The organism is Variovorax sp. PEI5, from assembly GCF_056679935.1.
This window is the reverse complement of sequence record NZ_JBWXPH010000003.1, coordinates 62,675-77,055: the sequence shown is the minus strand read 5'-3', so window position 1 is coordinate 77,055 and position 14,381 is coordinate 62,675. Positions and strand designations below refer to the sequence as shown.

Sequence of the window (14,381 nt, the reverse complement as noted above, 5' to 3'; positions counted from 1 at the left end):
CGTGACGGAAGTGGCGCGTCCGCACACCAACCGCACGCTGCTCGCGACGATCTCCTTCGTGGTGTCGGTCTGCCTCGCGCTCGTGGCCATGAACGCCTGGCTGATCTGGAAGGCGCGGACGACCGAATTCCAGCAGGTGACCGTCTCCACCACGAACCTGACCCGGGCCGTGTCGCACCAGATGAACGCGATGTTCTCGGAGGTCGGCCATGTGCTCGACAGCCTGGGCTACGAACTCGAACGCGCCGACATCACACCCGATCGGATGCAGCAGCTGCAGCCGGTGCTGGTCAACCAGGTCGCCACGATCGACCAGGTCCATGGCCTGTTCGTCTACGACGCCACCGGCCGCTGGATCGCGCATTCCGAGCCGACCGCCTACCCGAACGCCAACAACTCCGACCGCGCCTATTTCATCCATCACCGCGACAACATCAGCAAGCGCTGGCACGTCGGCGCGCCGATCCTCAGCCGCTCGACCAAGGTCTGGGTCATTCCGGTGTCGCGCCGCATCGACGATGCGGACGGTCGGTTCGCCGGCGTGGTGCTGGCCACCGTGCGGCTGGACTACGTGCTGCGCCTCATGGGCGACTTCGACATCGGCCGGCACGGCGCGATCGCCCTGATCCAGGACGACGGCACGATCATGGCGCGCCTGCCCTTCGCGCAAGAGGACATGGGCAAGAGCATCGACGGCTCGCCCCTCTATGCCATCCTGCGCGCCCAGCGGGTCGGCACGACCGAGACACGGTCGCCGGTCGATGGCGTGCAGCGGCTCGTGAGCTTCCAGCACCTGCAGGACCACCCGCTGCTGATGGCGGTGGCCGTCGCCGAGGACGACCTGCTGCAGGACTGGAAGACCTCCAGCATCCTGCAGAGCGGCTGGATCCTGGCGCTGTGCGTGCTGATCGGCGTGGCCGGCAGCCGCATCGTCGCGCTCGTGCGCCTGCGCTGGCGCACCGAGCTCAGCCTGCACCAGGCGCATCACGAACTGGAGCGGGTCAATGCGCAGTTGGCCGAGCTGGCGCGAAACGATGGTCTGACCGGATTGGCCAACCGGCGCCACTTCGACCAGCAGTTCGATCTCGCGTTCCGGCAGTCGGTGCGCCATGACCGGCCGCTCGCGCTCATCATGATCGACGTCGATTTCTTCAAGCGCTACAACGACGTCTACGGCCACCCCGAGGGCGATCGCTGCCTGCAGCAGGTCGCCCAGGCGATCCGGGCGGCGGTTCGACGGCCGGGCGACTTCGTGGCCCGCTATGGGGGCGAGGAAATGGCGGTGCTGCTGCCCGACACCGACGATGCCGGCGCGACCATCGTCGCCGAGACCATTCGCAAGGCCGTGCTGGCACTGGACATCCCGCACGAGGGCCACGCGCTCGGCCGGGTCTCGATCAGCGCCGGCATCGCCGCGCGCAGTGCCTCGGGAAGCGAGACCACCAGCGTCGACCTGCTCAAGCGGGCCGACCGCGCCCTCTACGCGGCCAAGGCGGCGGGACGCAACAGCGTGGCGATGCTCCAGCCGACCGAGGAAGCCGCCGACATCGGCGAACGCTGAGCGCCGAGGAGGCCGAAGGCGGCACGCGGACGACGCCCCCATCCTGCCCCCTCGCCATGGCGCCCGCCCCGCGGGTGCTCAGCGTCCGTCGATGCGGAACAGTGTCGTCGGCAGCGCCGGACCCTGGGCCGGCTTGTACCAGTTCATGTCCTGGATGCGCGAGCTCGTGACATAGACCGATCCATCCGGGCCCTCTGCCATCGTGTCGGGCCAGCGCAGGCGCGCATCCCTGACCAGCACCCGCAATGGCGCCGACACGTTGTCGCGCACCTTCACGGCATCGTCCTCGGGCGCCGTCACATACAGACGGCCATCGCGGCCGATCAGCAGGCCATCGGCCGGACCGTTGTCGCCCACTCGCGCGACGCGCGTCGACAGCTGGGCCGGCGTGAGCGTGGCATCGGTCAGGGCGGCGGTCGGCACGCCATACAGCGTCCTGCCCTTGATGGCTTGCCAGTAGAGCGTCGCGCCATCGGGTGACAACGCGATGCCGTCGGCCGCGAACTCGACCGCCCGGCCATCGGTGCGGCGCAGCACCTGGCCATCGGCCTTCACCAGGACGTCCTTCTCGGGCTGCGTGCGTGGATCGCCATCGAGCAGACGGCGCGAACGGCCGCTGGCCAGGTCGACCACCACCAGGGCGCCCTTGGCGCCGGAATCGGTGATGTACGCATGGCGGCCATCCGGACTGAAGCGCACGTCGTTCAGATAGCTGCCCTGGGGTGCGATCGTCTCGTCGAAGGCCACCGTCTGGGCGACGCGTCCACTCGCCGGATCGATCTTCACCAGCTTCGGCCCCATCGGTACCACCGGACCCTGGCCCGGCGCGGCGGCATCGAGTACCCACACATTGCCCTGGCGGTCGGCCACGACGCTCTGGACGCAGACCCAGTGCGATCGCGCATCGAGTTCGTCCTTGCGGGAATTGCGCCAGGCGTTCCAGCGCTCGTCGGGGAACGGACGGATCGAACCGTCCTTCAGCACCTCGGCCACCGACACCGGCGAGTCCTCGGTCCAGCGCGGGAAGTTGACGAAGATGCGACCATCGCGCGCGACGGTGACGCCCGTGACCTGGTGCTCGAAGCGGGCCACGGTCTGCAGCCGGGCACTGCCGGAGGCCATCGGCATGCTCGAGGAGGAGCCCGGTGTGGCGGGATTCTGGGCGCAGGCCGAAAGCAGGACGGCCGCGGCCAGGGTGGCGAGAGGAATGGTGAATCGCATGGCGGTACGACGGAGAGACGGATGCATGGAGGAATCGGGGAATCGAGGGGCTTACTTGGCTGCCGACGCGGCCATGCCGCCGAGGCCGATCTTCTCGGCCGCGGCCAGGTGAGCCTTCAACTTGGGCAGGGTCTTGGTGGCGAAGGCCTTGACCTTCGGCTGCTCGGCCTTCTCGACGCGTTCCTCGAACATCGCGATGTCGGTCCGGTGGTGCTCGATCCCGACCACCTTCATGTAGTTCTGGTCGAATTCGGCCGCGTCCATCTTGGTCATCTTGTTGAACTCGGCCTTCTCGCCATCGGGCATGTTGCGCGGCAGGCGCAGCGGCAGCGACTGGGCGATGGCCTTGAGTTCCTCGCTCGCCGCCGTGTGGTCCTTCACCAGCATCGCCGCATAGCGCTTGATCTCGGGATTCTGCGATTTCTTCGCCGCCAGCTTGGAAGCCTCGATCTCGAACAGCCCGCTCCCGGTGGCCTTGAGCATGAATTCACGGTCGTCGTCGGACAGCGACTTGGCCGCCATGACCTGCTTGTCGGCGGCCGCGTTCTGGGCCAACGCGGGGAGGGTGAAGCCGCCGGCCAGGAGGGCGGCGACCAGAAGCGATGTCGATCGCAGGCGTGGGATGGACATGGTTGTCTTTCTTTCGGACGCCTTGACGCGGCGCGGTGGGCATCCCGGAGATCGGGAAGCGATGACGCAGCGTCGCGCGAGGCGCCCGGCCCGCTCGTGAGCCGATCCAGATTCCGCCTGTAGGTCGCCGGCCGCGCCCGAGGCGGGCGCGCGGCTTCCGATCCGGACCTGCGGCGATGTCGGCGATCGCCGCCCGGACCGCCCGGCCCGCCCGGCCCGCCTATTCGGCGCGGATGTCGTTCGCCCGCACCACTTCGCCCCACAGCTTGTAATAGTCGCGCGTCAGCGTGGCGAGCTGCTCGGGCGTGCCGCCGCCGGGTTCATCGCCGCGCTCGACGATGCCCTTCTGGATGGTCGGGTCCTTGAGCGCCGCGTTCATCGCGACATTGGCCTTGCGGACGATGTCGGCACTCAGCCCCGGCGGACCGTACAGGCCCACGAAGGAGATCACCTCGAAGTTTTTCAGCCCGCACTCGGCCGCCGTCGGCACATCGGGAAACGCCGGCACGCGCTGGCTGCCGGTGACCATCAGCGGACGCAGCTGGCCCGACTTGATGAATGGCGCCATGACCGAAGCGGCATCGAACATCGCGCTCACGCGGCCGGCGATCAGGTCGATCACGGCGGGACTGCTGCCCTTGTAGGGCACGTGGTTCATCGTCGGCTTGCCGATGCGCTCGCGGAACAGCTCCATGCTGGCATGGGTCAGGCTGCCCGGGCCGCCGGAGGCATAGTCGATGCCGTCCTTGTTGCGCTTGACCCAGTCGACGAACTCCTTGTAGTTCTTCGCCGGCACCGTGTTGGGGATCGCCAGCACCAGCGACGATTGCAGCAGCAGGCCGATCGGCGTCAGCTTCAGGGGATCGGCCATGGCCGTGTTGCGATAGGTGTGCGGGTTGAGCGTGATGTTGCCGTTGCCCACCAGCAGACGATAGCCATCGGGCGCCGCCTTCATGATGTAGTCGGTGCCGATGTTGCCGCCGGCGCCGGCCCGGTTGTCGATCACCACGCCCTGGCCGAGGGCGGTCTGCATGCCGGCGGTGACCATGCGGCCGGCGAAGTCGGTCTGGCCGCCGGGCGGGTAGCCGACCACCAGCGTGACGGAGCGGGTCGGCCAGGCCGCCTGCGCCCGGACGGGCGACGAGGCGATGGTGCCGGCGGCGGCGGCGAGGCCCAGGCCCACCAGCTGGCGTCGGGAGAGTGGGGATGAATCGTGGGATGCGGGCATGGATGTGTCTCCGGGAAAGGGTGACCGGATCGGTCGGGACCCCGGAAAATAACTGATGCCCGACGCCCGCACAACGCGGACCGGTTTCCGCTGGCGCGCGTGCCGCTGCGGACCTCAGGTCGTCGCCACGATCCCGGCGTCGCGCGGCGCGTCCAGCAGGGCCTCGAAGGCCGCCACCGGCAGCGGCCGGCTGAACAGATAGCCCTGCAGCAGCAGGCAGCCGTTGCGCTCCAGGAAGCGCTGCTGCTCGATGGTCTCGACGCCCTCGGCGATCGGTTCGACGTCGAGGTTGCGGGCCATGCCGATGATCGTCTGCACGATCAGTTCCACCTTGGGGTCGCGCCCGATGCCGCCGACGAAGAACTTGTCGATCTTCACCTGATCGAGCGGCAGCTGCGTCATGTAGGAGAGCGACGAGTAGCCGGTGCCGAAGTCGTCCATGGAGAAGCGGATGCCGAGCGCGCGCAGCAGCCGCATCTTGCCGATCGTCTCCTCCACCTGGCTCTGCAGCAGACTCTCGGTGAGTTCGAGCTTGAGCCGGGTGGCGTCGGCACCGGTCTGCTCCAGCACCTGCCGCACCTGCGCGACGAAGTCGTCGCGCCGGAACTGGCGCTCGCTGACGTTGACCGCCAGGTACAGGTGGCTGCGCCGCGGCAGGTGGCTCCAGGCCTCCAGCTGGCGGCAGGCCTCCTCCAGCACCCAGGTGCCCAGCGGCACGATCAGACCGGTCTCCTCGGCGACCTCGATGAACTCGCCCGGCGCCACCAGGCCGCGCCGCGGATGCCGCCAGCGCACCAGCGCCTCGGCGCCCAGGATCTCGCCCTGGTGCGTGACCTGGCTCTGGTAGTGCAGCTCGAACTGCGCCGCCTCCAGCGCCTCGCGCAATTCGGCCTCCAGCGCCGAGCGACCGGCGATCGCCACCTCCATCGCCGGCTCGAAGAAACGCAGCGCGTTGCCGCCCGAGGTCTTGGCGTAGTACATCGCGATGTCGGCGCGCTTGAGCAGATCCTCCAACGTGCGCGCATGGCTGTCGAACAGCACCACGCCGACGCTGCAGGTGCCGCGATGCGCCACCCGTCCCATCAGCGAATAGGGCAGGCCGAGCGCCATCAGGATGGCTTCGCCGACGGCGCGGGCCTGGCGCTGCGCCTCGGCCGGATCGGCATCGAGCCACTGCAGCATCACCACGAACTCGTCGCCCCCCAGGCGGGCCACGGTGTCGTGCTCGCCGATGCAGGCGCGGACCCGGTCGGCCACCTGCTTGAGCAGGTCGTCGCCCATGGCGTGGCCCATGGCGTCGTTGAGGAGCTTGAAATGATCCAGGTCCAGGAACAGCAGCGCGCCATGGCGTTCATGGTCGACCTCGACGGCGCGCGCCATGCGGTCGAGCAGCAGCCGCCGGTTGGGCAAGCCGGTCAGGGCATCGTAGAAGGCCAGCTGCTCGATGCGATGGCGCGCCTGCTCGGCCTGCGTCGTGTCGCGCACGATGACGATGAAGCCGGGCCAGCCATCGCCGCCGGCCGGCTTGCGCGAGACCGAGATCTCGAAGAAAGCCGCTTCGCCATCGAGTTCGCGCGTGAAGCGCCGGCCCCGCGACCAGCCCTGGGCCTCGGCCTCGGCCAGCGCCGCCGCGATCTGCGCCGCCGCCTTGGGCGCGAACAGCTCGTCGATCGAGCGGCCCACGGGCTGCGCCAGCGCGATCACCGGGCGCGACGTCCCGGGGGCGTGGAAACGGCGGCAGCGGCCCTCGGGATCGAGTTCCAGCAGCGTGTCCGGCAAGGCGTCGAGCGTGGCCTGCAACTGCGCCTTGCCCTCGATGATCTCGGCCACGTGGCGCCGCCGCTCGGTGACGTCCTGATAGATGCAGACCAGCCCGCCGTCGGGCGTGCGATTCCTGGTCGCCCGGATCAGGCGATCGCCCGGCAGGCGCAGTTCCTGGTCGCGTGCCTCGACACCCCCGGTCGCGAGCGATGGCTCCACCAGGTAGGCCGAGGTGCGCTCCTGGACCGGCAGGAACGAGGCGTGCAACGCGGTCAGGCCATGGGCCCATGGAAAGATCTCCAGGAACCGGCGGTTCCAGACCAGGAAGCGGTTCTCGGCGTCGAGCAGCACGAAGCCGACATCCATGGCGCCCAGCGCCTGGTCGAGCGTCGCGGTGGACCGCCGCAGCTGCAGGTTGGCCTCCCACTGGCGGCGCAGCCGCAGGTGCGTGAACACCGCCACCGCCAGGGTCAGGACGATGAAGGCCGCGGCCAGCGCCACGATGCCGTCGCGTTCGCGGCGCCAGTCGGCCAGGGCGAAGTCGAGCGGGATGCTCGCGGTCACGACGACGTCGCGATGCAGGGTATGGCGCGCGGCCACCAGCGCTGGCAGGCCGCTCAGGCGGGCCGCCGAGCGGATCGGCAGGCCGGCGCGCCGCGCCGTCAGGACCTCGAGGGGCTCCAACTGCTCCGGCACCCGCGCCAGGCCCGGGCGCTCCCTCGTCAGTTGCGCGGGCGTGTTCGCCACCAGGATGCCGCCGTCGCGCTCCAGCGCCACCTCCAGTCCGGGGATGTCGGCGCCCTGGACCAGGATGGTGGCCAGCTGCGCGATCTCGACCTCGGCGACGGCGGCGACGCGCCGGCCGTCGCGCAGCTGCAGGTAGCGGCCGAAATACAGCACGCGCTGCGAGCTCGACGGACTGACGACCGGCTCGCTGATGACCAGGGTGGAGATCGGCTCGGCCAGCAGATGGCCCATGAAGCCGGGCGGCAGTCCATCGCGGCCGGGACCGCCACGCAGGTCGGACGCGGCCAGCAGCCGGCCGTCGATGGCGAACATGCCGAGATAGCGCACCAGCAGGTTCTGGCGCACCGCCGCCGCCATCGCGGGCGCGGCCCGGGGCGCGTTCGGGACGGCGGACGGAGCGCCCCCCTCTCCCGCCATCTCCCCGAGGCTGGCCAGCATGACATCCACGCCCAGCACGTTGCGGTTGAGCGCCGCCTGGGCTCCCATCACGAAACGATCGGCCTGCCTCTGGGCACCGGCCAACGCGCGTTCGTGCAGGCTCCAGCCGAACAGGACCGCGCTGCCGCCGATCGTCAGGACGATGCTCGACGCGATGCCATAGATGATGGCCAGGTACCGGGCCGACGCCAGGCCTCTCACGGGGCCACCGGCGCCTTGATGCCGACCGTCGTCGCGATCGTGCGGTTCCACAGCCGCGCGCACCCCGCGCCGCAGCGCTCCAGCCAGCGCGGCAGGATCTGCCGCTCGAACACCTCGCGGCGCTTGCGCTGTTCGGCTTCCGTCGGCCACACCGTCATCGGGCGCGTCGACGCGCCCGGCCGGCAATCGGGACCGGCGCCGCAGGTCGGCTGCCGGCCGCTCTCGCGCTCCGACTCGTCCCAGATCGCCGACTCGAGTCGCGGCAGCTCGTCGCGCAGCAGCTTGCGCAGCTCCTCCGGCAGGGCCTGCCAGGCATCTCCGTTGGCGGCGAACAATGCGAGCCCCCAGCTCACCGGCATGGCGTAGATGGTCTTGGCGAAGTCGTGGAGTCCGATGACGCGGCCCGACATGGCGCCGGTGATGGCGCAGCTGGCCTGACCCGCGCGCATGACGGGCATGATTTCGGCGAACGAGGTCGAGATCGGCGTCGCGTCGAGCGCGGTGACGAAATCCGCCTGCGTGGGCGACGAGACGCGGATCGTGCGGCCGGCCAGGTCCTTGAGCGAGCTGATCCGGTCGGTGCAGAAGAACACCTGGGCCGGATAGATGTAGACCGCCAGCAGTTCGAGGCCGTGACGCTCGCGCAGCGACTGGATCAGCTGCGGGCGATAGGCGGCGACCACCTGACGCAGGGTGGCGACATCGGGACTGAGGCCGGCCAGATCGGGCGGGCCGAGCTCCGGATACGAAGCCACCACCTGTCCCAGCAGTGCCGTGCCGAAGGGCACCACCCCCAGCTGCATCAGGGTCAGGATGTCGGAGCCGGGCACACCCGCGCGGTCGAACGGGACGATGTCGGCACCGTAGCGCCCGCCGCTGCGCCGGGCCAGCTCCCGGGTCCAGAACGGCTCCTCGTGCAGCACGAACTGGTTCACGTTGGCCAGACCGCCGACGATCCGCAGTCTGATCGGGGCCGTGGCGGTGGCCGGTGCCGCGACCGGTGCCGGACCCTGGGCCTGGGCATGGGCATGGGCCTGCATGACGCACCAGCCGGAAAACACGATCGACCGCAGCAGGAACGCGGGACGGATACGGGATGCGAGCGCCAGCCACCGGTACGGACGATGGATTCGCGAAATGTTCATGCCTGCTTGCCTCAATGCTTTTTCCGACCTGCTGAAAAAACCACGTCGATCGCCGAAGACCATTCGGCGGTCGAGACTCGCAAGCAATATATCTGCTAATTAACTATTCCCAGTTTGGTTCTATTTTTGATTGAACCATTAAGAAGGGGCGGATTCAAACCTGAAGTGCAACACCCGGCCCTGTAAGGTCCCGTCATGTTGCCTCATCCTGCCACCTATACCCAACTCCAGCCCGAAGACCGCGTCACCCTGGCCAGTCTGAAGCAGCAGGGTTTGGGCATCCGCGCCATGGCACGCGTGCTCGGTCGCAATGCGAGCACGATCAGCCGGGAGTTGCAGCGCAACACCGCGCCCACGGGTCGGTACGGCAGTGCCCTCGCGCAGCAAGCCTGCAGCCATCGTCGAGCGCAGGCCCGCCCGTTGCGTAAACTGCATGTCGACTCGATCCTGTTTGGCGCCGTCGAGCACTTCCTTCGCCTGCGCTGGTCGCCCGAGCAAGTGGCCTTGGCGCTCGCTCGCCTGTACCCCAAAGGGCATGAGTACTGCGTGTCGCACGAGACTATCTACAACTGCATCTACGCCCAGCCCGTGGGTGAGCTGCGTCGGGACCTGATCGCCTGCCTGCGCCATGCGCACAACAAGCGCCTGCCCCGCAGCAAGGGGGAGGACCGCCGTGGCCAGATCCCCGACATGCTGAGCATCCACGTGCGTCCGCCCGAGATCGAGGACCGTCAATTCCCCGGCCATTGGGAAGGTGACCTGATCAAGGGCGAGGGCAACGCCAGCGCGGTGGGCACCTTGGTGGAGCGCAGCAGCCGGCTGCTGATGCTCGTGAAGCTGCCTCATCCCAAGCCAGCGACCGCAGCACATGTGCTGCAAGCCTTCAGCGACAAACTCGCCAGCATTGCCCAGCCGATGCGCCAGAGCATGACCTACGACCGGGGCCGGGAAATGGCAATGCATGCCAAGCTGACCGAGCGCACGGGCGTGGCGGTGTACTTCTGTGATCCGCACAGCCCCTGGCAGCGCGGCAGCAATGAAAACACCAACGGCCTGGTGCGCCAGTACCTGCCCAAGGGCACCGATCTCTCGGGCTACAGCCAGGAGCAGCTCGACGCCATTGCAGACGAGATCAATGACCGGCCGCGCAAGGCACTGGGCGTACGATCACCACTTGCCGTCTACCGACAACTGCTCCTCAGCAGTTCGACTCCCTCAACCCTGATTCATTGATTGAATCTCTGGGTGTTGCGCTTCAAGTTTGAATCCACCAGGATTAATAGTTGAGTAATTCTTATTTATATTGTTTTTTACTGAATGCTTTTTAATTAAACTTTGAAATTCGACGTGCGGCGAACTGGCGGCAGCGGGGCATGCAGCAGCATCCAGTGGCCGAGCCGGGTCACGCCGTGGACCGTCGCCACGCGCGAGCGCGTGCCATCGGCGGCGATGACCGGCGCCGCCAGCGTGGCGTCCAGATGGCCGGCGAGCATCAGGATCTCGATGGTGGCGATCTCCTCGGCGGAGGTGATGGTGAGGGGCGGCGTCTGGCCGGCCAGGCGGCGGAGCAATGGGAGCGTCATGTCCAAGGAGACGCGCTCCGGCGCCGGGTGGATGCACCAGCGACTGTCGCATTCGTGACGCAATGCCGGATCGGCGGACGAAAACGCCGTCACCCGGCCCGCCGCGCCTGCCGCCCCGGCCCGCCTCAGGTCGGGTTGATGCTGCGCTGCGCGATGAAGATCTCGACCAGCAGCAGCAGATAGGTGCCCACCAGGCCGAGCATGGCCAGGATGAAGAGCACGGCGACCGGCCGGTCGAAGGCGATCTCGAGTTCGTTGCCGACGAACAGCGAGCCGATCAGCACGCAGACCAGGATCGCGCAGATGGCGCCCGCGGTGACGGCTGCGTTGATCACCTTGGCGCGCCGGTTGAGGGTGGCGAGTTCCTCGTCGATGGCGGCGCATTTCTGGGCGTCGGCCGCATCGTCGGCATGTTCGCGTTCCTCGCGGCGCTTGAGGGTGCGATCGTTGACGCGGGCCAGCCGGTTGGTCAGCACCGTGAGGGTGCCGCCGATGGCCGCCAGCATGAAGGCCGGGCCGACGGCCAGCTGGATGACGTGGGAGGTGTCGGCGTGGATCGAGAGCATCGGAACGGACTTCCCCCCGCTCACCGGCGCGCGGTGCCGCCGAGCTTGCGGAAATCCGCGTCGAGTCGCGCCAGCGAACTGCCGATCTGTGCGCGCCGCTCCTGGATCCAGATGTCCTGCCGGGCCACGCGACGGCTCGCCTCGGCCAGCATGCGGGTCATCTCGGCCGGTTGCGGACCCCCGGCGGTCTGGCGGTTGCGCACGATGGCGACGGGGTCGAGCGTGGCGCGGAACTCGGCCTCGGACATCGGCAGGACGGCGGGGAAGTCGGAGCCCTTCACGGTCTCCGCATAGATGCGCTGCGCCTCGGCGTAGGGGAACACCAGTGGCCGGATGTCCTTGGCCTTGGCGTATTCCACCACCTCGGAGGCGAAATGGTGGCCGACGCGGAAGGGCAGCTTGTGCGTTCGCATCAGCACGTCGGCGAGTTCCTGCGAGGCGGTCCAGTCGCTGTTGAGTTCCTCCAGCGCCCGCTCGGGGTCGATCACCAGGGCGCCCAGGATGCGGTTCCAGTTGTCCAGCACGCCGATGGCGCCGCGCACCATCGAGACGTTGGCGCGCACTTCCTTCGGGTCGCTCATGCCCGGCGGGATGTTGTGCGCCTGGATCGCCGCGCCCATCGCCAGGGTCAGCGCGGTCGAGGCATCGCGCCGCGTGCTGTTGAGCAGGCCGGGGTTGCGCTTCTGCGGCATGGCGCTGGAGACGTAGGTGTTGCCGCCTCCCTCCGCCAGCAGGATCCACGGCCGGGCCTGGGCGTATTGCGTCATCACGTCCTCGATGAAGGCGCCGGCGTGCAGGGCCACCGCCGTGACGATGGCGCCGGCCTCGACCGGCGCGTCGACGGCCGAGATCTGCGCCGCGTCGTAGGCATTGTCGACGGTGGTGGCGAAGCCCAGGTAGCCGGCCATGCGCGTGCGGTCGAGCGGCCAGCTGGTGCCGTTGAGCACCGTGGTGCCCATCGGCGAGCGGTCGATGCGCGCATAGGCCTCGCGGATGCGCTGGGCATCGCGGTCGAGGCCGGCGGCGAAGCCCAGCAGGTAGTGGCCATAGCTGTTGGGCTGGGCGGCGACGCCATTGGTGTAGTTGGGCACGATGGTGGCGCGATGCTTGTCGGCCAGGCGCACCAGCGTGGCGGTGGTCCGGTTCAGGGCGTCGGCCAGATCGAGCATCTCGTCGCGCAGGATCGCCGCGCGCACGGTCGAGAGCATGTCCTGGCTGGAGCGGCCGGCGTGCAGCAGCGTGACCTGCGGTCCGGCGGCCTCGATCAGCAGCGGCTCGAAGGTGATGACCAGGGTCGGCCGCTTGCCGCCGGGCTTGTCGCCATCGGCCAGCACCTTGGCGATGCCGTCGTGGACCAGCGGCGCGAGCGCCGGATCGAGCAGGCCCTCGTCGGTGTTGATCACCGCGCTGGCCTTGTTGATCTCGCCGAGCCAGAAGAACTCGTCGTGCTTGGCCCGCGCCGGCGTCTGCGCGCTGGCCGGGGAAGCGATGGAGGACAGCGCCAGCGCAGCGGCGAGCGCGAGGGTGGAGAGCTTCATGGGAAGGGAACCTGTCTCTGTCTGTGGGAGGGTGCGATGCCCATCGGGCGGACCGCACGATACCAGCGCCCTCCCCTCTGCGCTCGCGCCCGCTCGCCCGTCCAGGCTCAGTAGCGGATCGCCAGGTCGCGCACCGCCGGGCCGCCGGCACCGCCGATCTGCGCCAGCGCGGGATTGCCCGCGGCCGCCGCCGGCAGCGTGGCCGCTCCGGTGGTCAACGAGACCGCGTAGAGGCTGAACGGCCCGGTCGCCCCGGCGCGCAGTGCCGCCAGCACCAGGCCGTTGGCGCCACCGGCGATGTCGATCGCGGCCCGGCCATCGAGCGCCACGCCCAGGGCGCCGATGTTCACCAGCGTGCCATCGTTCGGCGGAGCCTGGCGCGCCAGCACACGTGTGTTGCCGTCGATGTCGAACAGGTCGGTGGCGCTGCCGCCGGCGAAGCTGTTGGTGTAGGCGCCGGCGATCACCGAAGCGGGCGCGCCGGCGCGGTTGATCGCGCCGTCGGTGGTGGTGGCGCCGGTGTCGACGTTGATGCGCAGGTTCTGGCCGGTGTCGCCGATCACACGCAGGCGGTCCGCCACCGGGTTGAAGTCGACCGCGAAGCGGGTGCCGGCCAGGCCGGCATAGGGCAGCGTGGTGTCGGTGGCATCGGCCGCCAGCGTGGCGACGGGCGTCGAGACGCCGGTGTCCGGATCGAGCGTCAGCAGGCGCGCGGCGCTGGTCAGGGCATAGAGGCGGCCGTTGGCGGGACGGAAGTCCACGCCCAGCACCGTCTCGTTGGGCAGCAGGCCGGCGATGGCGACCGGCGTCGACAGCGTGTTGGGCGTCGCGGGCGCGAAGCTCGCGAGCCGCGAGGATTCGTCCAGCACATAGGCACGCGGCGCCGCCGGCGGCACCAGCGTCATGCCCACCAGCAGTTCGCCGCCGCCGATGCGACCGACCAGGCGGGCGCCGGCCGTTCCGCCCAGGGGCACGGTGTAGAGCTGCGTCACGCCGCCCACGCCCAGTGCGGCATAGCCGACATTGGTGCGCGGATCGATGTCGAAGCCGTTCTGGGTCGCGAAGGCGACGTTCAGTGGCACCGGATTGGCCAGCGTGCCGTTGTTCGGCGGGTCCTGCAGGTAGAGCGTGCCGGTGGCGCTCAGATCGTAGAGCTGGGTGCTGGTCGCGCCGGCGAACGAATTGGTGTAGGCCGACGCGGTGATGCTGGCCGGCGCGCCGTTGATCGCGCCATCGACCACCGTCGCGCCGGTGGTGACGTCGATGCGCAGGTTCTGGCCGGTGTCGCTCACCACGCGCAACCGGTCGGCCACCGGATTGAAGTCGACCCCGAAGTGCGTGCCCGACAGCGCCGTCGACAGCGTGGCGCGCGGCGTCAGCGCGCCGGTGGCCGCGTCCAGCGTCAGGATGCGGCCGGTCGAGGCGACGGCGTAGATGACGCCATCGGCCGGCCGCACGTCGATGCCCACCAGGGCCTCGCCCACCTGCAGTCCGGCGAGCGGCAGGCTGCTGGTCAGCGTGCCCGGCGTCGCGCGATTGAAGGAGATCACCCGGCCCGCCACCGTGACGGCGACGGTGTCGCCGACGACCCCGGAGCCACCCGGCGCGGTGCCGGCGTTGTGGTTGCTGTCACTGTCGTCACCGCCTCCGCAGGCGGCGAGTGCGGCGGCGGCGATCAGGGCCAGGGGGCGAAGCTTGTTGAATCGAGACATGTGCGGATCCCAGAAGGTTGGAGGAAGGGGTCGCTCGTCTTTGTTGGAGT

Annotated in this window: 11 protein-coding genes; 2 read left to right on the top strand and 9 right to left on the bottom strand. The window is 69.1% G+C overall.

What is annotated here, in order from left to right; genetic code table 11:
- The first annotated feature begins 1 nt into the window (after nt 1).
- Nucleotides 2-1,561, top strand: coding sequence for a sensor domain-containing diguanylate cyclase (locus AC1MLT_RS19865; protein ID WP_481035943.1), 1,560 nt, complete (start codon nt 2-4; stop codon nt 1,559-1,561).
- Nucleotides 1,562-1,639: 78 nt separating this feature from the next.
- Here the strand turns inward: AC1MLT_RS19865 and AC1MLT_RS19860 are convergent, their stop codons facing one another.
- The 5 genes from AC1MLT_RS19860 to AC1MLT_RS19840 form a co-directional block, all read right to left on the bottom strand.
- Nucleotides 1,640-2,809 carry an SMP-30/gluconolactonase/LRE family protein gene (locus AC1MLT_RS19860; protein WP_481035942.1) on the bottom strand — a complete coding sequence of 390 codons (1,170 nt, stop codon included), beginning with the start codon at nt 2,807-2,809 and terminating at the stop codon, nt 1,640-1,642.
- Between the two features lie 24 nt (nt 2,810-2,833).
- Nucleotides 2,834-3,412 carry a DUF4142 domain-containing protein gene (locus tag AC1MLT_RS19855; RefSeq protein WP_481035940.1) on the bottom strand — a complete coding sequence of 193 codons (579 nt, stop codon included), beginning with the start codon at nt 3,410-3,412 and terminating at the stop codon, nt 2,834-2,836.
- A gap of 220 nt (nt 3,413-3,632) precedes the next feature.
- Nucleotides 3,633-4,640, bottom strand: coding sequence for a Bug family tripartite tricarboxylate transporter substrate binding protein (locus AC1MLT_RS19850; protein WP_481035939.1), 1,008 nt, complete (start codon nt 4,638-4,640; stop codon nt 3,633-3,635).
- 114 nt (nt 4,641-4,754) lie between these two features.
- Nucleotides 4,755-7,787: a putative bifunctional diguanylate cyclase/phosphodiesterase gene (locus AC1MLT_RS19845; RefSeq protein ID WP_481035937.1), complete on the bottom strand. Its 3,033-nt coding sequence runs from the start codon at nt 7,785-7,787 to the stop codon at nt 4,755-4,757.
- Complete coding sequence (locus AC1MLT_RS19840) at nt 7,784-8,932, bottom strand: TRAP transporter substrate-binding protein (protein ID WP_481035935.1); 1,149 nt, start codon at nt 8,930-8,932, stop codon at nt 7,784-7,786. The genes AC1MLT_RS19845 and AC1MLT_RS19840 overlap by 4 nt, the downstream gene beginning before the upstream one ends.
- Nucleotides 8,933-9,127: 195 nt before the next feature.
- Between AC1MLT_RS19840 and AC1MLT_RS19835 the strand changes: the two genes are divergently transcribed.
- The gene (locus AC1MLT_RS19835; RefSeq protein ID WP_481035590.1) at nt 9,128-10,165 is read left to right on the top strand and encodes an IS30 family transposase; all 1,038 of its coding nucleotides are present in this window, start codon (nt 9,128-9,130) and stop codon (nt 10,163-10,165) included.
- A gap of 95 nt (nt 10,166-10,260) precedes the next feature.
- Here AC1MLT_RS19835 and AC1MLT_RS19830 read toward each other — a convergent pair whose 3' ends face one another.
- From AC1MLT_RS19830 to AC1MLT_RS19815, 4 genes are all read right to left on the bottom strand, one after another.
- Entirely contained in the window at nt 10,261-10,521 is a 261-nt protein-coding gene (locus tag AC1MLT_RS19830; protein ID WP_481035934.1) for a hypothetical protein, read from the bottom strand.
- A gap of 119 nt (nt 10,522-10,640) precedes the next feature.
- Nucleotides 10,641-11,081, bottom strand: a complete 441-nt coding sequence (locus AC1MLT_RS19825) for a DUF2721 domain-containing protein (protein ID WP_481035932.1) — start codon at nt 11,079-11,081, stop codon at nt 10,641-10,643.
- A 20-nt stretch (nt 11,082-11,101) separates the two neighbouring features.
- Nucleotides 11,102-12,619, bottom strand: coding sequence for a lyase family protein (locus tag AC1MLT_RS19820; protein ID WP_481035931.1), 1,518 nt, complete (start codon nt 12,617-12,619; stop codon nt 11,102-11,104).
- Between the two features lie 107 nt (nt 12,620-12,726).
- On the bottom strand, nt 12,727-14,331 hold the full coding sequence (locus AC1MLT_RS19815; RefSeq protein ID WP_481035929.1) for a DUF4394 domain-containing protein: 1,605 nt from the start codon (nt 14,329-14,331) through the stop codon (nt 12,727-12,729).
- Between the last annotated feature and the right edge of the window lie 50 nt (nt 14,332-14,381).